This window comes from Streptomyces sp. NPDC055955 (assembly GCF_042270245.1).
In the GTDB taxonomy this organism is placed as follows: domain Bacteria; phylum Actinomycetota; class Actinomycetes; order Streptomycetales; family Streptomycetaceae; genus Streptomyces.
The window spans coordinates 1-21,897 of record NZ_JBHJYS010000048.1; the positions used below are offsets into that span (position 1 = coordinate 1).

Sequence of the window (21,897 nt, forward strand, 5' to 3'; positions counted from 1 at the left end):
GCCCCGGAGAGAGTTGTCTCTCCGGGGCCCGACCCCTGTGCGCAAAGGGTGGAGGAGCGGTTACGTGATGGCTCCGCCGTACGGCGCGACGGTGGGCGTCAGCGGAAGGTGCCCTGCGACACCGATCCGGCGATCCGGCGCTGGAAGATGATGTACACGATCAGTACGGGCACCACCGTGACCACGATCGCCGCGAACAGCCCACCGTAGTCGATGTCGTAGACCTGCGAGGACGCGTAGGCGGACATCCCCTGGGTCAGCACCCACTTGTCCTGGTCGGTGTTGAGTGCCACGGGCAGCAGGAACTGGTTCCACAGCCCCAGGAAGTTGAAGATCGCCACCGCGGCCATGCCCGGCTTGGCCATCGGCAGCATCACCTGGAAGAACGCCCGCCAGTCACCGGCACCGTCGATCAGCGCGGCCTCGTACACGTCGTGCGGCAGCGACCGGAAGAACGAGTACAGGAAGAACATCGTGAACGGCAGCGCGAACGCGACGTACGTGAGGATCAGCCCGGGCCGCGTGTTCAGCAGCCCGAAGTTCTGCAGCTGGAAGAAGAGCGGCACGATCGCCAGGAAGACGGGGAAGGTCAGCCCGGCGAGCATCACGTAGTAGATCAGCCGGCGGCCGGGGAACTCGAACCGGGCCAGGATGTAGGCGCACATCGCACCCAGCAGCATCACCAGGACCAGCGCGGAGACCACGACGATCACCGAGTTCAGGAAGTACTTCCCGATGTTCGCGTCGGTCCACGCGTGCGCGTAGTTCTCGAACCGCCAGCGCTGCGGCAGCTTGAACGGCGACGACAGGATCTCGCTGGTCGACTTGAACGACGACACCAGCACCCACAGCATGGGCACGATCACGATCACGGACCACAGGATCAGCAGGGTGTGCGAGATCACCGCGAACCTGCGGTCGCTGCTCGCGGCGGCTCTCGTCAGCTTCCGGTCCCTCGCCGGCTTGCGGTCGCTCGCCTGCTCCCGGTCAGCAACGATGGCGCTCACTGGGCACCTCCCTTGGCCGCGGTACGCCGAGCCTTGGCCCCGGGCGCTTTCTTTCTGCCCTCGCCCTCGCCGCCGCCCGACAGGCGGTTGACGAGGAACACCAGCGCCGCGAACACCAGGGTGACGACGGCGAGGACGACGCCCATCGCGGTGGCGAGTCCGAACTGCTGCTTCGCGAAGGCGACGTTGAACAGCCGCTGGCTGATCGTCAGGGTCGAGTTGTTCGGGCCACCGTTCGGCAGCATCGCCTGGACGTAGACGAACGAGTCGAGCGCGGCGATGCCCAGGTAGATGTAACCCGTCTGCACGGTGTCCCGGATCGACGGCAGGGTGACCGAGAGCGTCATCCGGAACCGGCCGGCTCCGTCGATCCTGGCCGCCTCGTACAGCTCGGCGGGGACGCCCTTGATCGCGGCGATGAAGAGCACCGCGTAGAACCCGACGAGCCCCCAGACGATGACGAACATCAGGGCCGGCATCGCGCTCACCGTCTCGCCCAGCCAGGCGAACTTGTCGAACCCGTCGAGGCCGAGCCCGGTGAGGATGCCGTTGACCAGGCCGGCGTTCGGGTCGTACATCTGCGCCCAGACCAGGCCGACGATGATCGCCGGCACGACATAGGGGAAGAACGAGACGATCCGGTAGAACGACGCTCCCTTGATGCCCCGGACAGGGCCCTTGCTGGGACCGCCCAGGGTGACCGCCACCGCGACCGCCAGGGCGAGCGTCAACGTCACCAGCGGCACGCAGACCGCGAGGAGCGCGATGTTGCGCAACGCCTTCATGAAGACGTCGTCCTGGAACATCTTGGTGAAGTTGTCCAGGCCGATGAACTCGTAGTCCGGGCTGAACCCGCGCCAGTCGGTCATCGCCCAGAAGATCGCCTGGACGAACGGGTACAGGACGAAGAGCACGAAGATGGTCAGCGGGACGCCGAGGAACGCGAGGAAGAACGTCACCCGGTCGAAGGTGAGCTTGCGGCGCCGGGGCCGCCCACCGCGAGCGGCCGGCGCCGGCCGGCGGCTCGCGGTGTCGGATGTGGTGATCGTTTCTTTCATCGCAGTGCTAGCTGACCTTGATCTTGTCGACGGAGTCGTCTTCCCGGACCTTGTCGGAGATCTTCTGCAGAGCCGAGGTGAGGCCCTTGCCGTCGATGTCGCCGGAGAGGAACGAGTTCCACGGCACCAGCTGGTCCGTGTTCATCCCGTAGGCCTCGACGAAGTTGTAGGTGAAGATGTTGGTGCCGGCGGCCTCGAGCATCTTCGTCTGCGAGACGAGGGCCGACGACCCGTAACCGTCGGCGGGCACGGTGCCCTTGACGATCGTCGGAGCCAGCTTCGTCTTGGAGAAGTTCGCCGCCGCCTTCTCGGACAGCATCGCCCGCAGAACTTCCTTGCCGCCGGCCGGGTTCTTGCCCTGCTTGGGCACGATGAACGGCTCGCCGGCGGCCGCGCGAATCGCCTCGTAGGGCAGCTTCGGCTTCTCGGTGAGCGTCATCGACGGAAAGCCGGTCATCTGGAAGTCGGCCTTGGTGGCCTTCTTCATCTCGTTCTCGATCCAGCCACCGGACGGATAGAGCAGCGCCTTCTGGTCGTTGCTCCAGATCGCCTGCGCCTTCTGGAACTGGGTGCCGGAGCCGCCGGGGACGAACATCTTCTGCTTGACCATGGTCTCCATGACCTTGATCACGCCCTGGACGGCCGGGTGCGACCAGCAGCCCTTCTCCAGGTTCTCCAGCGCGAGCCGGACCTCGTCGCCGCCCTCCTTGATCGCCGAGTCGATCAGGAGCGTGCGGTAGTAGGTCGCCGCCTCCTTGCCGTGGACGAAGAGGTACTTGCCCTTCTTCTTCGCCTTCTGGCCGAGGTCGAGCGCCTCGTCCCACGTCTTCGGCGGGGTCCAGCCGTTCGCCTCGAACAGGGTCTTCGAGTACCAGACGCCGTAGACCGTCATCACGTAGTTGAGCGCGACGAACTTGTCCTTGAACGTGCCGGGGCCCTTGACGCCCGGGTAGACGATGTCGGCGATCTTCTTGCCCTCGTAGGTGTTGGCCTCGAAGACGTCGTCGAGCTCCTCGAGCTGGTCGAGGATGCCGAGGAAGCCGATCTGGTCCTCACCGGAGTTGTCGATGAGGTCCGGCGGGTTGCCGCCGACGAAGCGGGGCTGGAGCTCCGGGGCGATGTCGACGACCGGCTTGACCTGGACCTTGAGTCCCTTGATCTGGCTCCCGACGACCTGGTTGGTGTAGTCGACGTAGTCGGTGCCGTAGCCGCCGTCGAAGATGGCCGCATCGACCTTGGAGTTCGCGGCGACACCGAACGGGTTCTTGGCCCCCTTCTTGCCCTTCGAGCCACCGCCGCCGCCGTCGCCTTTGCTGGAGGGAGAGCCACACGCCACCGCGAACGAACCCATGGCTGCGGTTGCGATCGCCCCGCGCAGGAGCGTCCGCCTGTCAAGAGAGCCGGCACGAATGGTCATCTCTGCATCCTCACTGATCGATTGGATCTGTACGGGTGTGCTGCGTGTGCGACTGCCGGGCCAGATCGGCCAGGCCTTGCCGCACTTCTCTTTGAGCGCGCCCCTGGTGCGGGTCTCCGCCTGAGATTTGGGCGGAGACACGCATCGGGGCGTTTCGCCGTCGTCTCGGTGCCGCCCGGCGGCACCGATGGTGATCAGCTGAGCGATGCCGGAAGAGCGGTCACCGGGGCCGCGGCCGGAACGACGGTCGCGCCCCGCTCGATCAGATCGCGATGGCCTACGCCGGGGGTGGATCCCATGCTCAAGTCCTCGCCTTCTCCAGGACTCAGGCGGTGAACCGGATCCTCCCCGGCACCGCGGTGACGTGCTGTGTCGTACCGGGGACGAATCCCCGGACCCCAGGCCGGAATTGCATCAGCGGAACTCGTCCGGAAATGCACTGGCCCGAGGGAACGCAGTTGGAGCTGGGTGGTACTGGAAAGTCCGGGCTCTGCAGAGATGTACAGCAGTCGGTGCGTTCGCACGCTTCGCCATTTCCCCCCTCCCCCGGGTCCTGCCCCCGGTCGCGAGACCGTCCGGGCCGGACGCCGACAGGTATAGTCCACTTCGCGGTAACTGGGCAAGATCGAATGCAGGTTTGGACGGCGTTCTTTCCCGAGTTGAGACCTCTCGGATATATGAGGCACCCATGAGCGGCCCATGCACACCCTGAACGACCGATGACCTCACTTAATGGATGGTCGCGCCACTCTTCTCGCCCCGCGTGCCGCCCCCCTCGGCCTCAACACCCTTGACACCACGAGCGACTTACCTCCCTACTGGACCCTGCGCTGCAAATTGACAACGTTGTCTCGCTCCGGGAGGGTGCTCGCGCATGCATGGCAGATCCAGACACAGACTCAGGTCCACGGCCGCCCTGGGGGCGGCCTCACTCGCGCTCGTCGCCGCCGGTCAGGGGGCGTCCGCCGCCTCCCCCGGCCAACAGCCGCACGCCGACCGCGAGTTCAGCTCCTCGTTCGAAACGGGCGATCCCGCCCCGACGTGGCTGAACACCGTGGATACCGCCGCAGACGGGACGAAGCGGTCGTCCGGAGTCGACGGCGGTGACAGCGGCGGACTTCCGGGCAATGTCAACAGCCATGTCACGGAGGTCCGCGCCAGCGACGAGAACACGGGCGGCGGTGAGACCAAGGAGAACCTCATCGACGGCGAGTCGAGCACCAAGTGGCTCTCCTTCGAGCCGACGGCCTGGGTCGAGTACGACCTGGACGCGCCGGCCAAGATCACGACGTACGCCCTGACATCGGCCAACGACCACGCCGAGCGCGACCCGAAGGACTGGACCCTCAAGGGCTCCACCGACGGCAAGGAGTGGACGACGCTCGACACCCGCACCGGGGAGAGCTTCGCCGACCGCTTCCAGACCAAGAAGTACGACCTCCAGAACCCGGCCGAGTACCAGCACTTCCGGATCGAGTTCACCAAGAACAACGGCGCGGGCGACGCCACGCAGCTCGCCGACCTCCAGCTGGCCACCGCCGACACCGGCTCGCCCACGCCCGACGACATGCTCTCCCTCGTCGACAAGGGCCCCAGCGGCTCTCCCACCGCCAAGGCGGGCGCGGGCTTCACCGGCAAGAAGGCCCTGCGCTACGCGGGCACGCACAAGGCCGACGGGCGCGCCTACTCGTACAACAAGGTCTTCGACGTCGACGTGGCCGTCGCCCGTGACACGGAGCTCTCGTACAAGATCTTCCCGTCGATGGCGGACGGCGACCGCGACTACGACGCCACCAACGTCTCCGTGGACCTCGCCTTCACCGACGGCACCTACCTGAGCGACCTGAAGGCCACCGACAGCAACGGCGGGCTGCTGACGCCGCAGGGCCAGGGCGCGGCCAAGCGGCTCTACGTCAACCAGTGGAACGCCGTCTCCTCCTCCATCGGCTCCGTCGCGGCCGGCAAGACCGTCGACCGGATCCTGGTGGCGTACGACTCGCCCAAGGGCCCGGCGAAGTTCCGCGGCTGGGTCGACGACATCGCGCTGAAGGCCGCGAAGCCGGAACCGCCGAAGGCGCATCTGTCGGACTACGCGGTCACGACGCGCGGCACGAACTCCAGCGGCGGCTTCTCGCGCGGCAACACGTTCCCGGCCACCGCGGTCCCCCATGGCTTCAACTTCTGGACGCCGGTGACCAACGCCGGCTCGCTCAGCTGGCTCTACGACTACAGCCGCGACAACAACGCGGACAACCTCCCGACGATGGAGGCGTTCAGCGCCAGCCACGAGCCCAGCCCCTGGATGGGCGACCGGCAGACGTTCCAGATGATGCCGTCGGCGGCGTCCGGCACCCCGGACACCTCCCGCACCGGCCGCGCGCTGCCGTTCAAGCACGAGAACGAGACGGCCAACCCCTACTACTACGGGGTGCGCTTCGAGAACGGCCTCAAGGCCGAGATGACGCCGACCGACCACGCGGCGATGCTGCGGTTCACCTACCCCGGTGACGACGCGAGCGTGATCTTCGACAACGTCTCCGACCAGGCGGGTCTCACGCTCGACAAGGACAAGGGCATCGTCACCGGCTACTCGGACGTGAAGTCCGGGCTCTCCGCGGGCGCGACCCGGCTCTTCGTCTACGGCGTCTTCGACACCCCGGTCACCGGCGGCGACTCCAGCGGCCCCAAGGGCTACCTCCGCTTCAAGCCGGGCGCCGACAAGACGGTCACCCTGCGCCTCGCGACGTCCCTGATCGGCATCGACCAGGCCAAGGCGAACCTCGCGCAGGAGCTGCCCTCCGGGTCGTCGTTCTCCTCCGTGCGGGACAGCGCCCGCGCGCAGTGGGACAAGCTCCTCGGCAAGGTCGAGGTGGAGGGCGCCACGGCCGACCAGCGCACCACCCTCTACTCGTCCCTGTACCGGCTGTACCTGTACCCCAACTCCGGCTTCGAGAAGGTCGGTTCGAAGTACCAGTACGCCTCGCCGTTCTCGCCGATGCCGGGTCCGGACACCCCGACCCACACCGGCGCGAAGATCGTCGACGGCAAGCCCTACGTCAACAACGGCTTCTGGGACACGTACCGCACGACCTGGCCCGCGTACTCGCTCCTGACGCCGAAGAAGGCGGGCGAGCTCGTCGACGGGTTCGTGCAGCAGTACAAGGACGGCGGCTGGATATCGCGCTGGTCCTCCCCCGGTTACGCGGACCTGATGACCGGCACGTCGTCGGACGTGGCGTTCGCCGACGCGTACGTCAAGGGCGTCAAGTTCGACGCGGAGGCCGCGTACAAGGCGGCGCTGAAGAACGCGAGCGTCGTGCCGCCCGCGGCCGGTGTGGGCCGCAAGGGCATGCAGACGTCGCCGTTCCTCGGCTACACGAGCACGGACACCCACGAGGGTCTGTCCTGGGCGCTCGAGGGCTACATCAACGACTACGGCATCGCGCAGATGGGCCAGGCCCTCTACAAGAAGACCGGCGAGAAGCACTACCAGGAGGAGTCGGAGTACTTCCTCAACCGGGCCCGTGAGTACGTGAACATGTTCGACCCGAAGGCGGGCTTCTTCCAGGGCAAGAACGAGAAGGGCGACTGGCGCGTCGAGTCGTCACAGTTCGACCCGCGCATCTGGGGCTACGACTACACGGAGACCAACGCCTGGGGCTACGCGTTCACCGCCCCGCAGGACTCGCGCGGACTCGCCAACCTCTATGGCGGCCGCGACGGTCTCGCCAAGAAGCTCGACACGTTCTTCGCCACCCCGGAGACGGCGACGAACGACGTCGCGGGCTCGTACGGCGGCGTCATCCACGAGATGACGGAGGCGCGTGACGTCCGGATGGGCATGTACGGCCACTCCAACCAGGTCGGGCACCACATCACGTACATGTACGACGCGGCGGGCCAGCCGTACAAGACGCAGGAGAAGGTCCGCGAGGTCCTCTCCCGTCTCTACACGGGCAGCGAGATTGGCCAGGGCTACCACGGCGACGAGGACAACGGCGAGCAGTCGGCCTGGTACCTCTTCTCCTCGCTCGGCTTCTACCCGCTGGTCATGGGCAGCGGTGAATACGCCATCGGCTCCCCGCAGTTCACGAAGATGACGCTGCACCTGGAGAACGGCAAGGACCTCGTCGTCAAGGCCCCGAAGAACAGCGCGAAGAACATCTACGTGCAGGGGCTGAAGGTCAACGGCAAGAACTGGACGTCGACGTCACTGCCGCACTCGGTCGTCGCGAAGGGCGGGGTCCTGGAGTTCGCGATGGGCCCGAAGCCGTCGAAGTGGGGCACGGGCAAGGACGCGGCGCCGGTCTCCATCACGCAGGACGACAAGGTGCCGTCGCCGCGCAAGGACGCCATCACGGGTTCGGGTCCGCTGTTCGACAACTCCTCGGCGACGAGCGCGAGTTCGGAGTCGGTGGAACTGCCGGTCGGCGCGGACGGCGCAAAGGCCGTGCAGTACACGCTGACGTCGGACGACAGGGCGAAGGCCCCGGCGGGCTGGAAGCTGGAGGCCTCGGCCGACGGCTCGTCGTGGAAGACGCTGGACCAGCGGTCCGGCGAGTCCTTCTCCTGGGACAAGCAGACGCGGGCGTTCTCGGTGAGCAAGCCGGGCACGTACCAGCACTACCGGCTGGTGTTCACCGGTGGGGCCGCGACGGTGGCGGAGGTGGAACTGCTGTCGTGATCCCTGGTGAGTGAACCGGCGGGCGGGCGTGGAGAGTTCACGCCCGCCCGCCGTGTCGTTCCGCCAGTCACCGGCTGGGGTGCGCGGCAGCGGGGCCCCGGCGCACGCACAGTCCCCGTGCGGGGGCGAGAGGCCGGGCGACCGGCACTCGGACGCATGCAGCACTGGCCGCCGCCCCTGTGAGGGACGACGGCCAGGAACCCCGGGCACTCATGCCCAGGGGCACATCACTTGCGGATCAGGCTGCGCAGCACGTACTGCATGATGCCGCCGTTGCGGTAGTAGTCCGCCTCACCGGGGGTGTCGATGCGGACGACCGCGTCGAACTCCACACCGGTGTCGGTGCTGACCTTGACCGTGCGCGGCGTGGTGCCGTTGTTGAGCTCCTCGACACCGGTGAAGGAGAAGGTCTCCTCGCCGGTCAGGCCGAGGGACTCGGCCGAGGCGCCCTCCGGGAACTGGAGCGGCAGGACACCCATGCCGATGAGGTTCGAGCGGTGGATGCGCTCGTACGACTCGGCGATGACGGCCTTGACGCCGAGGAGCGCGGTGCCCTTGGCGGCCCAGTCACGCGACGAACCCGAGCCGTACTCCTTGCCGGCCAGGATGGCCAGCGGGGTGCCCTGCTCGATGTAGTTGCGCGAGGCGTCGTAGATGAACGACACCGGAGCCGCGTCAGCAGTCGCAGCCTGGGTGAAGTCGCGGGTGTAGCCGCCCTCGGTGCCCGGCGCGATCTGGTTGCGCAGGCGGATGTTGGCGAACGTGCCGCGGATCATGACCTCGTGGTTGCCACGGCGCGAGCCGTAGGAGTTGAAGTCACGGCGCTGGACGCCGTGCTCCGTGAGGTACTGGCCGGCCGGGGTGTCGGCCTTGATCGCACCGGCCGGGGAGATGTGGTCGGTGGTGACCGAGTCGCCCAGCTTGGCGAGGACACGCGCGCCCGTGATGTCGGAGACCGGGGTGGTCTCCATCGTCATGCCCTCGAAGTACGGGGGCTTGCGGACGTAGGTGGACTCGGTGTCCCACTCGAAGGTGTTGCCGGTCGGGATCGACAGGGCCTGCCACTGGGCGTCGCCCGCGAAGACGTCCTGGTAGGACTTGTTGAACATGTCCTCGCCGATGGAGTTGGCGACGACGTCGTTGACCTCGGCCTCCGTCGGCCAGATGTCCGCGAGGTAGACCGGCTTGCCGTCCTGGTCGGTGCCCAGGGCGTCCTTGGTGATGTCGACCTTCATCGAACCGGCGATGGCGTACGCGACGACCAGCGGCGGGGACGCGAGGTAGTTCATCTTGACGTCGGGGTTGATGCGGCCCTCGAAGTTGCGGTTGCCGGAGAGGACCGACGTGACCGCCAGGTCGTGCTCGTTGACCGCCTTCGAGACCTCCTCGGGCAGCGGGCCCGAGTTGCCGATGCAGGTGGTGCAGCCGTAGCCGACGAGGTTGAAGCCGACCTTGTCCAGGTACGGCGTCAGACCGGCCTTGTCGAAGTAGTCGGTGACGACCTTCGAGCCCGGGGCGAGCGTGGTTTTGACCCACGGCTTGCGGGTCAGGCCCTTCTCGACGGCCTTCTTCGCGACGAGCGCGGCGGCGACCATCACGTACGGGTTCGACGTGTTGGTGCAGGAGGTGATCGCGGCGACGGTGACGGCGCCGTGGTCGATCTCGTACGTCGAGCCGTCGGGGGCCGTGACCAGGGTCGGGCGCGAGGGGACGCCGTTGGTGGCGGCCGGGGAGTCGGAGGCCGGGAAGGACTCCTTGCCCGCCTCGTCGTCGTCCTCGACGTAGTTGCGCACGTCGAGCGCGAACTGCTGCGCGGCGTTCGCGAGGACGATGCGGTCCTGCGGGCGCTTCGGGCCGGCGATGGAGGGGACGACCGTGGAGAGGTCGAGCTCCAGCTTCTCGGAGAAGTCGGGCTCGGCGGCCGGGTCGAGCCAGAGGCCCTGCTCCTTGGCGTACGCCTCGACGAGCGCGACCTGCTGCTCGTCACGGCCCGTCAGCTTCAGGTACTTCAGCGTCTCGTCGTCGATCGGGAAGATCGCGGCGGTGGAGCCGAACTCCGGCGACATGTTGCCGATGGTGGCGCGGTTCGCCAGGGAGGTGGCGGCGACGCCCTCACCGTAGAACTCGACGAACTTGCCGACGACGCCGTGCTTGCGCAGCATCTCGGTGATCGTGAGCACGAGGTCCGTGGCGGTGGTGCCGGGCTTGAGCTCACCGGTGAGCTTGAAGCCGACGACGCGCGGGATGAGCATCGAGACCGGCTGGCCGAGCATCGCGGCCTCGGCCTCGATGCCTCCGACGCCCCAGCCCAGGACGCCCAGGCCGTTGACCATCGTGGTGTGCGAGTCGGTGCCGACGAGGGTGTCGGGGTAGGCCTGGCCACCCCGGACCATGACCGTGCGAGCGAGGTGCTCGATGTTCACCTGGTGCACGATGCCGGTGCCCGGGGGAACGACCTTGAACTCGTCGAAGGCGGTCTGGCCCCAGCGCAGGAACTGGTAGCGCTCCTTGTTGCGGCCGTACTCCAGCTCGACGTTCTGGCCGAAGGCGTCGGAGGTACCGAACTTGTCGGCGATGACGGAGTGGTCGATGACCAGCTCGGCCGGGGCCAGCGGGTTGATCTTCGCCGGGTCGCCGCCGAGCTCCTTCACGGCCTCACGCATGGTGGCGAGGTCCACGACACAGGGCACACCGGTGAAGTCCTGCATGATCACGCGGGCGGGCGTGAACTGGATCTCCTGGGACGGCTGGGCCTGGGAGTCCCAGTTGCCGAGCGCACGGATGTGGTCGGCGGTGATGTTCGCGCCGTCCTCGGTGCGGAGCAGGTTCTCAAGGAGAACCTTCAGGCTGTAAGGGAGGCGCGCGGAGCCCTCGACCTTGTCCAGCTTGAAGATCTCGTACGACTCGTCGCCCACGCGCAGCGTGCTGCGGGCGTCGAAGCTGTTCGCCGACACGACAGTCTCCTTCATATATGTGCGCGTTCCACCGCATCCTGCCGCCACGACGAGTTCGCCGATCCGCTAAGGTAAGGCTAAGTTAGGTAACCCTTACCGAGCATGGCGGCTGCGGTGTGCCTCTGTAGATATCTCGATGTCGAGATAACTCTAGTACATGAGGCCGGACTGGTCATGCCCGGCCTTCGCCGGGCCGTCCCGCCGCGCCGCCGGCGGACCGCCCTCCCATCGTCCCGCACGCGCGCCGACGCGCCACCAGGGCCGATTGACGGCCCGTCACCCCAATGGGCCCGCCGGAATGCGGCATCTCATATCTGAGATAGCCTGCGGCCATGGCAGACGACTACCTCGTACGCATCGGCAAGCTCATCCGTGACGCCCGGCAGCACCGGGGCTGGACACAGTCGCAGCTCGCCGAGGCGCTCGGTACCAGCCAGAGCGCCGTCAACCGCATCGAGCGCGGCAACCAAAACATCAGCCTTGAGATGATCGCCCGAATAGGCGAAGCGCTCGACAGTGAAATCGTCTCTCTGGGCTACTCGGGTCCGATGCACCTGCGCGTGGTCGGCGGCCGCCGACTGTCCGGGTCGATCGACGTGAAGACGAGCAAGAACGCCTGCGTGGCACTGCTGTGCGCCTCGCTCCTCAACAAGGGCCGTACGGTCCTGCGCCGCGTCGCCCACATCGAAGAGGTCTACCGCCTCCTCGAGGTCCTGAACTCCATCGGTGTCCGCACCCGGTGGATCAACGACGGCGTGGACCTGGAGATAGTGCCGCCGGCCGCCCTCGACATGGACGCCATCGACGCCACCGCCGCCCGCCGCACGCGCTCGATCATCATGTTCCTCGGCCCGCTCCTGCACCGCCTCGACCACTTCAAGCTGCCGTACGCGGGCGGCTGCGACCTCGGCACCCGCACCATCGAGCCGCACATGATCGCGCTGCGCCGGTTCGGCCTGGACATCACGGCGACCGAGGGGCTCTACCACGCACAGGTCGAGGCGGGTGTCTCCCCCAGCCGGCCGATCGTGCTGACCGAGCGCGGCGACACCGTGACCGAGAACGCGCTGCTCGCGGCCGCCCGCCACGACGGCGTCACCGTCATCCGCAACGCGTCCTCGAACTACATGGTCCAGGACCTCTGCTTCTTCCTCGAGGCCCTGGGCATCCGCGTCGAGGGCATCGGCACGACCACCCTCACCGTGCACGGCGTCCCGCAGATCGACGTCGACGTCGACTACTCGCCGTCCGAGGACCCGGTCGAGGCGATGAGCCTGCTGGCCGCCGCGGTGGTCACCGAGTCCGAACTGACGGTGAAGCGGGTGCCGATCGAGTTCCTGGAGATCGAGCTCGCGGTCCTGGAGGAGATGGGTCTCGACCACGACCGCTCGGCCGAGTACTTCGCGGACAACGGCCGTACGCGCCTGGTGGACCTCACCGTCCGGCCCTCCAAGCTGGAGGCGCCGATCGACAAGATCCACCCGATGCCGTTCCCCGGCCTCAACATCGACAACGTGCCCTTCTTCGCGGCCATCGCGGCGGCGGCCCAGGGCAAGACCCTCATCCACGACTGGGTGTACGACAACCGCGCGATCTATCTCACGGACCTGAACCGGCTCGGCGGGCGCCTCCAGCTGCTCGACCCGCACCGCGTCCTCGTCGAGGGCCCGACGCGCTGGCGCGCCGCCGAGATGATGTGCCCGCCGGCACTGCGCCCCGCCGTCGTCGTGCTCCTCGCGATGATGGCCGCCGAGGGCACGTCCGTCCTGCGCAACGTCTACGTGATCAACCGCGGTTACGAGGACCTGGCCGAGCGGCTCAACTCCGTTGGCGCACAGATCGAGACGTTCCGGGACATCTGACGCGATCGGCGCCGTTCAGGGCCGCGGGAAGAGGTTGAGCAGTTCCTCTTCCGCGGCCCATCGGCGTACCTGCTCCACGATCAGGCGCTCGGCACGCGGGCGGAAGGCCGCCGAGCCGCCGGCCACGTGCGGGGTGACGAGGACGCCGGGGGCGTGGCGCAGGGCGTGGTCCGCCGGGAGGGGCTCCGGGTCGGTGACGTCGAGTGCGGCGCGCAGCCGGCCCGTGACGGTCTCGGCGAGCAGGGCCTCGGTGTCGAGGGTGCGGCCGCGGCCCACGTTGACGACGAGGGCGCCGTCCGGCAGTGCGGCCATTTCCTTCGGGCCGAACAGGCCGGCCGTGCCCGGGTTCTCGGGCAGGACGAGGACCACGATGTCGAGGCCGGGGAGCAGTGCGGGCAGGTCGGCGATCGCGTGGACCCGCTCGTCGGGGCGGGCGCGCCGGGCGACGCGGACGACCTCGGCCTCGCAGGCGAGGAGCCGGGCCTCCAGGGCCGAGCCGATCGAGCCGTAGCCGACGATCGCGACGCGGCTGTCGGCGAGCGAGCGTGTGAAATGCGGGTCCCAGCGTCCGGCCACCTGGTCGGCGGCCCAGCGGGGCAGTTCGCGCTGGGCCGCGAGGATGAGGCCGAGGGCGTGCTCCGCGGTGGAGGCGTCGTGCAGGCCGCGGCCGTTGTGCAGGGTGACGCCCTCGGGCAGCCGCGGCTGGAGCTTCTCGACCCCGGCGCTGAGGCACTGGACGGCGCGCAGGCGCGGGAGCCGGGGCAGCAGCCGGTCCGCGTCGGGGACCGCGTAGGGCATCACCCAGAACTCCACGGCGTCCAGGACGTCTTGCGGGAGTTCGGACGCGGGCGTCACGCCGTCCCACACGTGGACGCGGACGCCGTCGGGCCACGGGCCGTGGCGCCGGTCGAGCTGCGGCCAGGGGACGAGCACGTCGGTGTCGGTCATCTCGGGTTTCTCCTTCGGCTGCTTGCCGTCACGGTAAGCGGGCGGCCCATTGACCCGGCCGCCACTCCCTCGTAACGTCTTCCCGCCCAGTGAAACACTTTCCATCTCACGGAAAACAGGGGGTCAAGGGATGACAGCGCCGTCGCCCTCCCGGCCGTCCACCGACGGCTTCTGGAGCTCGACCCGCGCCCGGCACCTGATACCGGTCGCGTTCATCACGTACTCGCTCGCCTATCTCGACAAGTCGAACTACGCGATCGCCTCCGCCGGCGGCATGGCCGACGAGCTGCATCTGTCCGCGGGCCTCGACTCGCTGATCGCCGCGTCGTTCTTCCTCGGCTACTTCTTCTTCCAGATCCCCGGCACGATCTACGCCGAGCAGCGCAGCGCGCGCCGGCTCGTCGCCTGGTCGACGGTGCTCTGGGGGCTGCTCGCCGTGGTGCAGGGCCTGCTGAGCAGCCCCGGGCAGCTGATCGCGGTGCGGTTCGCACTCGGGGTCGTCGAGGGCGCGGTGCTGCCGTCGATGGTGATGCTGCTCAGCCGCTGGTTCACGCACGGCGAGCGCGGCCGCGCCAACACCCTGCTCATCCTGGGCAATCCGGTCACCGTGATGTGGCTCTCCGCCCTGTCGGGCTGGCTGGTGTCGGTGACGGACTGGCGCGTGATGTTCATCGTCGAGGGTGTGCCCTCGGTCATCTGGGGCCTGCTCTGCCTGCGGCTCCTCAAGGACCGTCCCGAGGACGCCAGGTGGGTCGCCCCGGCCGAGTTGGAAGCCCTGCGCGCGGACCGCGCCCTCGTGCCGGCCGCCTCCGGGAACCTGCGCGAGGAGTACGGCAGGGTCCTGCGCTCGCGCCCGGTGCTGCTGATGGCCGTGCAGTACTTCTTCTGGTCGTTCGGCATGTACGGCTTCATCTTCTGGCTGCCGTCGATCGTGAAGAAGGGCTCGGGCGAGGGCATCGGCGCCACCGGGCTGCTGACCGCCGTGCCGTACGCCTTCGCGGTCGTCGCGATGCTGCTCAACTCGCGCCTGTCCGACCGCAGCGGGCGGCGCAAGGCGGCCGTGTGGCCCTGGCTCGCCGCCGGCGGCCTCGCCCTGTTCGGCTCGTACGCGGCCGGGTCCCACTTCCCCGTGGCGCTCGCGCTGCTCGTGGTGGCGGGCCTGTGCCTGTACGCGCCCTACGGCCCGTACTTCGCGCTCGTCTCCACGCTCGCCCCGGCGGGCGTCTCCGGCGCGGCGGTGGCGCTCGTCAACTCGTTCGGCGCGCTCGGCTCGTTCGCCGGAACGTATCTCGTGGGCTGGGTACGCGGCACGTCGCTCGGGGACGCGGGAGCCTTCGCGTTCATGGCGGCGGGCGCGCTGGTCTCGGCCGCGCTGATGCTGGCGGTCCACGAGCCCCGTCCGTCCGGTCCCCGCCCGGGTACGGTGAACCGGCAGCCCAGCGCTGCCACCACCTGAGTGCGCCGGGGACCGGTCCCGGCGTACGGGCGCAGCACACGGGAGACGAGCAGCGTGACCACGACGTCCGGCGACGACATGCTCGGCCGGGGCCTGCGACTCCTCACCGTGCTGGCCGACCATCCCGCGGGCCTGGGGGTGAGTGCCGCGGCCCGCGCCGCGGCGCTCCCGGTCAGCAGCGCCCACCGGCTCCTCGGCCGGCTCGCCGCCGAACGGTTCGTGGCGTACGACGAGGACACCCGGCGCTACGCGCTGGGCGTGCGGGTGCTCGAACTGTCGCGGGGATTCCAGCGCTCACCGGCCGGCTACTCCGCGGCGGCGGCGCCGATGCGCAGGCTCGCCGACCGCACGGGCCTGCCCGCCATCGCGGGCATCCTCCACGACGCGGACGTGCTGCTCGTCCTCACCGCGCAGGGCACGCAGCACCTTCAGCTGCGCAGCGCGGAGGGCACCCGTAACGCCTGGCACGCGACCTCGCTCGGCAAGGTCCTCGTCGCGGGCCTGCCCGAGCGCGAGCGCGACGAGCTGGTCGCGGCCGGCCTGAGCGCGGTCACCGCCCGCACGGTGACCGACCCGGCGGCGGTCCGCGAGGAGCTCGACGCCGTGCGCGAGCGCGGCTGGGCCGAGGTCGACGAGGAGAACGAGGTCGGCGTCCGGTCGATCGCCGTCGCCGTGCCCGCGCCGCACGGACAGGTGCCGCGCCTCGCCGTCTCGCTCGGCGCGGCCGTCGCCCTCACCGGCGCCGACGAACTGCGCGCGCACGTCCCGGCCCTGCGCGCATGCGCGGAGGACATCGCGGCGCACATGGACCACTGAGCGGGCCTGCGGGTGTGACGGCCGCCGCCCGGTGACATGGATCCCGGGGAGGGCGGCCACCGGGCCCCCGCGCCGCTCCGGGAGGAACGCACGATGACCGAGCTGATGAAGGCCGTCCAGTACCGCGCGGTGGGTGCCGCTCCCGAAGTCGTGCAGGTCCCCGTGCCCACCCCCGGTCCCGGCCAGGTGCTGCTGCGGATGACGGCGGCCGGTGTCTGCCACTCCGACATCGCCGTGATGAGCTGGCCCGCCCAGCAGCTGGGCTTCGCCCTGCCGCTCACGCTCGGCCACGAGGGCGTCGGTACGGTCGCGGCGGTGGGTGACGGGGCGGTGGGCGTCGAGGTCGACGACGCGGTCGCCGTCTACGGGCCGTGGGGCTGCGGCACCTGCGCCAAGTGCGCGGAGGGCAAGGAGAATTACTGCCTGCGCGCCAAGGAACTCGGCATCTACCCGCCCGGCCTCGGCGCGCCCGGCGCCATGGCCGAGTACATGGTCGTGGACAGCCCGCGCCATCTCGTGCCGCTCGGCGGCCTCGACCCGGTGCAGGCGGTGCCGCTGACCGACGCCGGTCTGACGCCGTACCACGCGATCAAGCGGTCGCTGCCGAAACTGGTGCCGGGGTCGACGGCCGTCGTGATCGGCACGGGCGGGCTCGGACACGTCGCGATCCAGCTGCTGCGGGCGCTGTCCCCGGCCTGGGTGATCGCGCTCGACGTGAACGAGGAGAAGCTGGCGCTCGCCCGCGAGGTGGGCGCCCATGAGGCGATCCTGTCGGACGCCGAATCCGTCGCTGTCGTACGGGAGTTGACCGGCGGCAGGGGCGCCGAGGCGGTCTTCGACTTCGTCGGGGCCCCGTCGACGGTGGCCACGGCGGGCGGCTGCGTGGCGGTCGAGGGCGATGTCACCATCGTCGGCCTCGGCGGCGGCAGCCTCTCGGTCGGCTTCGGCACCACCCCGTACGAGGCGTCGGTGACCGCGCCGTACTGGGGCAGCCGCGGCGAGCTGATGGAGGTGCTCGACCTGGCGCGGGCCGGGGTCGTCTCCGTGCACGTGGAGACGTACCGCATCGACGACGCGCCCACCGCCTACCAGCGGCTGCACGACGGGACCGTGCGCGGTCGCGCGGTGATCCTGCCGCAGGAGTAGCGGCCGGTCCCGCGCGGGCGGGGAGCGGGCATGCGCTTCGGGCTCCGTGCCGGGGTTCACCGGCCGGGGCCGGCGCGGACCTGGGGCCTTCATCGCGGGCCCGGCGCCTTTCGTTGGGATCAGGCCGAACGGCCGAACCAGGAAGTGGGTGCCGGTGCCGTGCATCGCAAGGCGACCGACGACAACGCCGCGCGGCGCGGTCCCGGCACCCGCGAGCCCGGCATGATCCGAACGACAGGCCCTAGCCCTGGTGGGGCAGGACCGCCAGACCGTCCAGTTCCACCAGGGCCTGCTCGTCCCACAGGCGGGTCGTGCCGATCACCGCCATCGCCGGGTAGTCGCGGCCCGCCGACTCGCGCCAGATGCGGCCGAGTTCGCGGGCGTGGGTGCGGTAGTCGGCGATGTCGGTGGCGTAGACGGTGACGCGGGCGAGGGTGTCGGGGGCGCCTCCCGCGTGGCGCAGGGCGGTGAGGAGGTTGGCCAGGGCCCGCTCGAACTGCTCCGGGAGCGTGTCGCCGGTGATCTTGCCGTCCGCGTCGAGGGCGGTCTGGCCGGCGAGGAAGACGAGGCGGCCGCCGGTGGCGGTGACGGCGTGCGAGAAGCCGGTGGGCGGGGAGAGTTCGGGTGGGTTGATCCGCTCGATGCCGCTCACGCGTACAACTCCTTTGCGATGATGGCGCGTTGGACCTCGCTCGCCCCTTCGTAGATGCGGGGGGCCCGCACCTCGCGGTAGAGGTGTTCGAGGAGGTGGCCGCGTTGCAGGGCGCGGGCGCCGTGCAGCTGGACGGCCGTGTCGACGACGTGCTGGGCGGTCTCGGTGGCGAGGAGCTTCGCCATCGCGGCGCGCTGCGGCACGTCGGGGGCGCCCGCGTCGTACGCCGCCGCGGCCGCGTAGACCATGAGGCGGGCCGCCTCGGTGCGCAGGGCGAGATCGGCCACCTGGTGCGCGACCGTCTGGAGGTCCTTCAGCTTGCCGCCGAACGCGTCGCGCCGGGCGGTGTGGGCGAGCGTCGCGTCGAGCGCGGCCTGCGCCATGCCCACGGCGAAGGCGCCGACGCTCGGGCGGAAGAGGTTCAGGGTGGTCATGGCGACGCGGAAGCCGCGGTCCGGTTCGCCGAGCACGTCGTCGGCGGTGACCGGGACCGCGTCGAAGTCGAGGGAGCCGATGGGGTGCGGGGACAGCATGTCGAGGGGGGTGCCGGTGAGTCCGGGGCGGTCGGCGGGGACCAGGAACGCGGTGACTCCGCGCGCTCCGGCGTTCGGGGCCGTACGGGCGAAGACGGTGTAGAAGTCGGCCTCGGGGGCGTTCGAGATCCAGGTCTTCTCGCCGATGAGGCACCAGCCTCCGGTGCCGTCGGGCTCGGCGCGCAGCGCGAGGGCCGCGGCGTCGGAGCCGGCGCCCGGCTCGCTGAGCGCGAAGGCCGCGACGGCGGTGCCGTCACTGACGCGCGGCAGCCAGTGCGCGCGCTGGGCGTCGGTGCCGTACGCGTGCACGGGGTGCGCGCCGAGCCCCTGGAGGGCGAGGGCGGTCTCGGCCTCCGTGCAGGCGCGGGCGAGGGACTCGCGCATCAGGCACAGGTCGAGGGCCCCGGAGCGGAACAGGCGCTCCAGGAGACCGAGCCGGCCGAGCTCGGCGACGAGCGGCCGGTTCACCTGTCCCGCTTCGCCCTTCTCGGCGAGGGGCGCGAGCCGCTCGGCGGCGAGCGCGCGCAGTTCGGCACACCAGGCGGTCTGCGTCGGGTCGAGCGAGAATGACGGAGCTGCGGGCTTTGCGGTCATCTGTCGGCGCCTCCCGGTTCGCCGGCGGCTCGGGCCGGCTCCGTCACGGTATCGCGGACCGTTGACTGTCGTCACCATCACGATACGCTCGTTCCGCGAGCCCACCACAAGCAGGGTCTTTCGTTCCTAGGGGGCGCACGGCCATGACAGACGCTCCGCCACAGCACACGTCGGCCCACGTCGACACCTTCGCGCGCGACCATCTCCCACCGCCCGAACTCTGGCCCGACCTGGTCTTCGACCTCCCCGAACTGCGCTATCCGCAGCAACTGAACTGCGGGGCCGAGCTGCTCGACCGCACCGTCGAACGGTTCGGCCCCGACCGTCCCGCGTTCCGCACGGGCGACGGGGAGATGTGGACATACGGGGAACTGCTGCGCCGCGTCGACCGGATCGCTCATCTGCTCAGCGGCGAACTGGGCGTACGGCCGGGGAACCGGGTGCTGCTGCGCGGCCCCACCACACCGTGGCTCGCGGCCTGCTGGCTGGCCGTGATGAAGGCGGGCGCGGTCGCCGTCACCGTGCTCGCGCAGGCCCGCGCGCAGGAGCTGGCGACACTCTGCTCCCTCGCCCGGGTCACCCACGCGCTGTGCGACGCCAGGGCCATGGACGACCTGGTGAAGGCCGAGATACCCGGGCTGCGCATCACACCGTTCGGCGGCGAAGGGCCCGACGACCTCCTCGGGCGCGGTTCCGGCCTGCCCGAGACGTACGAGGCCGTGGCGACCGCCGCCGACGACGTCGCCCTGATCGCGTTCACGTCGGGCACGACCGGGCGTCCAAAGGGCTGTATGCACTTCCACCGGGACGTCCTCGCCGTCGCGGACACGTTCGCGCGCCATGTCCTGCGGCCGACGCCCGACGACGTGTTCGCGGGGAGCCCGCCGCTCGGTTTCACGTTCGGGCTCGGCGGGCTCGTCATCTTCCCGCTGCGGGCCGGCGCCTCGTCGCTGCTGCTCGAACAGGCGGGGCCGAGGCAGCTGCTGCCCGCGATCGCCGAGCACGGGGTGTCCGTCCTGTTCACCGCGCCGACCGCGTACCGAGCGCTCCTCGACCACACCGACGGGCACGCTCTCTCGTCGCTGCGGCGATGCGTCTCCGCGGGCGAGAACCTGCCGGCCGCGACCTGGCGGGCCTGGCACGAGGCGACGGGAATCCGGATCATCAACGGCATCGGCGCCACGGAACTCCTGCACATCTTCATCTCCGCCGCCGACGACGCGATCCGCCCCGGGACGACGGGCGTGCCCGTACCCGGGTGGCAGGCGCGCGTGGTCGACGCCGCGGGGTCGGAAGTGCCGGACGGGGAACCGGGGTTGCTCGCCGTGCGCGGCCCGGTCGGCTGCCGCTATCTCGCCGACGAGCGGCAGACGACGTACGTCCGCGGCGGCTGGAACGTCACCGGGGACACGTACGTCCGCGAGCCCGACGGCTACTTCCGGTATGTCGCCCGCGCCGACGACATGATCATTTCGGCGGGGTACAACATCGCGGGCCCCGAGGTCGAGGACGCGCTGCTGCGGCACCCGGACGTCGCGGAGACCGCGGTGGTGGGCCGCCCCGACGACGAGCGCGGGCAGATCGCCGTCGCCTACGTCGTGTTGCGCGAGGGCGCCCGCCGGGATCCGGACGCGCTGCGGGCGTTCGTGAAGGCCGAGCTGGTGCCGTACAAGTGCCCACGCGAGATCGTCTTCCTCGACGCCCTGCCGCGCACGGCGACCGGGAAGCTCCAGCGGTTCCGGCTGCGCTCCGCCGGCGATCTAGAGTGATCACGTGTCCGAGCTGCACACTCCCCGGTCCCTGATCGTCACCCTCTACGGCGCCTACGGGCGCGGCTTTCCCGGCCCCGTGCCCGTCGCCGAGCTGATCCGTCTCCTCGGCGCGGTCGGCGTCGACGCGCCCGCCGTGCGGTCCTGCGTGTCCCGCCTCAAGCGGCGCGGGCTGCTCCTGCCGGAGCGTACGGAGTCGGGCGCCGCCGGATACACCCTGTCTCCGGCCGCTCGCCAGCTCCTGGACGACGGCGACCGGCGCATCTACGGGGCGCCCGCCGGCGAGGCGGACGGCTGGGTGCTCGCGGTGTTCTCCGTGCCGGAGGCCGAGCGCGCCAAGCGGCACGTCCTGCGCTCACGGCTGGCCGGGCTCGGCTTCGGCTCGGCGGCGCCCGGCGTGTGGATCGCCCCGGCGGGCCTGCACGAGGAGACCCGGCACACCCTGGAACGCCTCGGACTCTCCCCGTACGTCGATCTGTTCCGCGGCGAGCACCTGGGCTTCGCGGCGACGGCCGACGCGGTCGCGCGCTGGTGGGACCTGGACCGCCTCGCCGCGCTGCACGACGCGTTCCTCGACGAGCACGCGCCGGTGCTCGCCGCCTGGCAGGACCGCTCCCCCGGCGACGCCGCGCCGGAGGAGGCGTACCGGGACTACCTCCTCGCCCTCGACTCCTGGCGCCATCTGCCGTACGCCGACCCGGGACTGCCCGCCGGGCTGCTGCCCGCGCGGTGGCCGGGCACGCGGTCGGCGAGCGTGTTCCGGGCGCTGCACGAGCGACTGCGGGACGCGGGGGCACGGTTCGCGGGCGGGGCCGCAGAGCGAGCGGACGGGGCGGGTGACGGAGACGACGGGCCGAAGACCGACCGGCGCCCGGCAGCCGTGTGACCCGCACTACATGAGAGGCCACTAGGGCCTGTCGTCACATTCCCGTCGTCCGCCCGAGGGGCGGGCCCGGCGGCGTCTGGTGCGTGCGATCGCAAGGCGCCGGAGAGCCCTTGTA

14 protein-coding genes are annotated in these 21,897 nt (G+C 70.1%); 7 read left to right on the forward strand and 7 right to left on the reverse strand.

Annotated features, from left to right (window positions below):
- Nucleotides 1-98: 98 nt before the first annotated feature.
- Genes ACFC96_RS45705 through ngcE form a run of 3 tightly spaced genes read right to left on the reverse strand, consistent with a single transcriptional unit; the run spans nt 99 to nt 3,482 of the window.
- Nucleotides 99-1,007, reverse strand: coding sequence for a carbohydrate ABC transporter permease (locus tag ACFC96_RS45705; RefSeq protein ID WP_376250992.1), 909 nt, complete (start codon nt 1,005-1,007; stop codon nt 99-101).
- Nucleotides 1,004-2,065 carry a carbohydrate ABC transporter permease gene (locus tag ACFC96_RS45710; RefSeq protein ID WP_376250990.1) on the reverse strand — a complete coding sequence of 354 codons (1,062 nt, stop codon included), beginning with the start codon at nt 2,063-2,065 and terminating at the stop codon, nt 1,004-1,006. Before ACFC96_RS45710 ends, ACFC96_RS45705 begins: the two co-directional genes overlap by 4 nt.
- 7 nt (nt 2,066-2,072) lie before the next feature.
- A complete protein-coding gene (gene ngcE / locus ACFC96_RS45715) occupies nt 2,073-3,482 on the reverse strand; it encodes an N-acetylglucosamine/diacetylchitobiose ABC transporter substrate-binding protein (protein ID WP_376250988.1) in 1,410 nt (469 codons plus the stop codon).
- Nucleotides 3,483-4,356: 874 nt separating this feature from the next.
- Here ngcE and ACFC96_RS45720 point away from each other — a divergent pair.
- Entirely contained in the window at nt 4,357-8,166 is a 3,810-nt protein-coding gene (locus tag ACFC96_RS45720) for a GH92 family glycosyl hydrolase (RefSeq protein ID WP_376250986.1), read from the forward strand.
- 227 nt (nt 8,167-8,393) lie between these two features.
- Here the strand turns inward: ACFC96_RS45720 and acnA are convergent, their stop codons facing one another.
- Nucleotides 8,394-11,120 carry an aconitate hydratase AcnA gene (gene acnA / locus ACFC96_RS45725; protein WP_376618633.1) on the reverse strand — a complete coding sequence of 909 codons (2,727 nt, stop codon included), beginning with the start codon at nt 11,118-11,120 and terminating at the stop codon, nt 8,394-8,396.
- A gap of 332 nt (nt 11,121-11,452) precedes the next feature.
- Between acnA and ACFC96_RS45730 the strand changes: the two genes are divergently transcribed.
- Nucleotides 11,453-12,982 (forward strand): helix-turn-helix domain-containing protein, encoded by a 1,530-nt coding sequence (locus ACFC96_RS45730; protein WP_376250982.1) that lies wholly within the window; start codon nt 11,453-11,455, stop codon nt 12,980-12,982.
- A gap of 15 nt (nt 12,983-12,997) precedes the next feature.
- Here the strand turns inward: ACFC96_RS45730 and ACFC96_RS45735 are convergent, their stop codons facing one another.
- The gene (locus ACFC96_RS45735; protein WP_376618635.1) at nt 12,998-13,930 is read right to left on the reverse strand and encodes a 2-hydroxyacid dehydrogenase; all 933 of its coding nucleotides are present in this window, start codon (nt 13,928-13,930) and stop codon (nt 12,998-13,000) included.
- Nucleotides 13,931-14,060: 130 nt separating this feature from the next.
- Between ACFC96_RS45735 and ACFC96_RS45740 the strand changes: the two genes are divergently transcribed.
- From ACFC96_RS45740 to ACFC96_RS45750, 3 genes are all read left to right on the forward strand, one after another.
- Nucleotides 14,061-15,386 (forward strand): MFS transporter, encoded by a 1,326-nt coding sequence (locus tag ACFC96_RS45740; protein ID WP_376618636.1) that lies wholly within the window; start codon nt 14,061-14,063, stop codon nt 15,384-15,386.
- 54 nt (nt 15,387-15,440) lie between these two features.
- Entirely contained in the window at nt 15,441-16,202 is a 762-nt protein-coding gene (locus ACFC96_RS45745; protein ID WP_376618638.1) for an IclR family transcriptional regulator, read from the forward strand.
- Between the two features lie 105 nt (nt 16,203-16,307).
- The gene (locus ACFC96_RS45750) at nt 16,308-17,348 is read left to right on the forward strand and encodes an NAD(P)-dependent alcohol dehydrogenase (protein ID WP_376252060.1); all 1,041 of its coding nucleotides are present in this window, start codon (nt 16,308-16,310) and stop codon (nt 17,346-17,348) included.
- A gap of 241 nt (nt 17,349-17,589) precedes the next feature.
- On the opposite strand, the gene ACFC96_RS45755 is transcribed toward ACFC96_RS45750, so the two are convergent.
- Entirely contained in the window at nt 17,590-18,000 is a 411-nt protein-coding gene (locus tag ACFC96_RS45755; RefSeq protein ID WP_376618640.1) for a RidA family protein, read from the reverse strand.
- Nucleotides 17,997-19,127 (reverse strand): acyl-CoA dehydrogenase family protein, encoded by a 1,131-nt coding sequence (locus ACFC96_RS45760; protein ID WP_376618642.1) that lies wholly within the window; start codon nt 19,125-19,127, stop codon nt 17,997-17,999. The genes ACFC96_RS45755 and ACFC96_RS45760 overlap by 4 nt, the downstream gene beginning before the upstream one ends.
- 143 nt (nt 19,128-19,270) lie before the next feature.
- On the opposite strand from ACFC96_RS45760, the gene ACFC96_RS45765 reads away from it, so the two are divergent.
- Together ACFC96_RS45765 and ACFC96_RS45770 are read left to right on the forward strand one after the other, a co-directional pair.
- The gene (locus tag ACFC96_RS45765) at nt 19,271-20,896 is read left to right on the forward strand and encodes an AMP-binding protein (protein WP_376250971.1); all 1,626 of its coding nucleotides are present in this window, start codon (nt 19,271-19,273) and stop codon (nt 20,894-20,896) included.
- Between the two features lie 4 nt (nt 20,897-20,900).
- A complete protein-coding gene (locus ACFC96_RS45770) occupies nt 20,901-21,782 on the forward strand; it encodes a PaaX family transcriptional regulator C-terminal domain-containing protein (RefSeq protein WP_376250970.1) in 882 nt (293 codons plus the stop codon).
- The last annotated feature ends 115 nt before the right edge of the window (nt 21,783-21,897 follow it).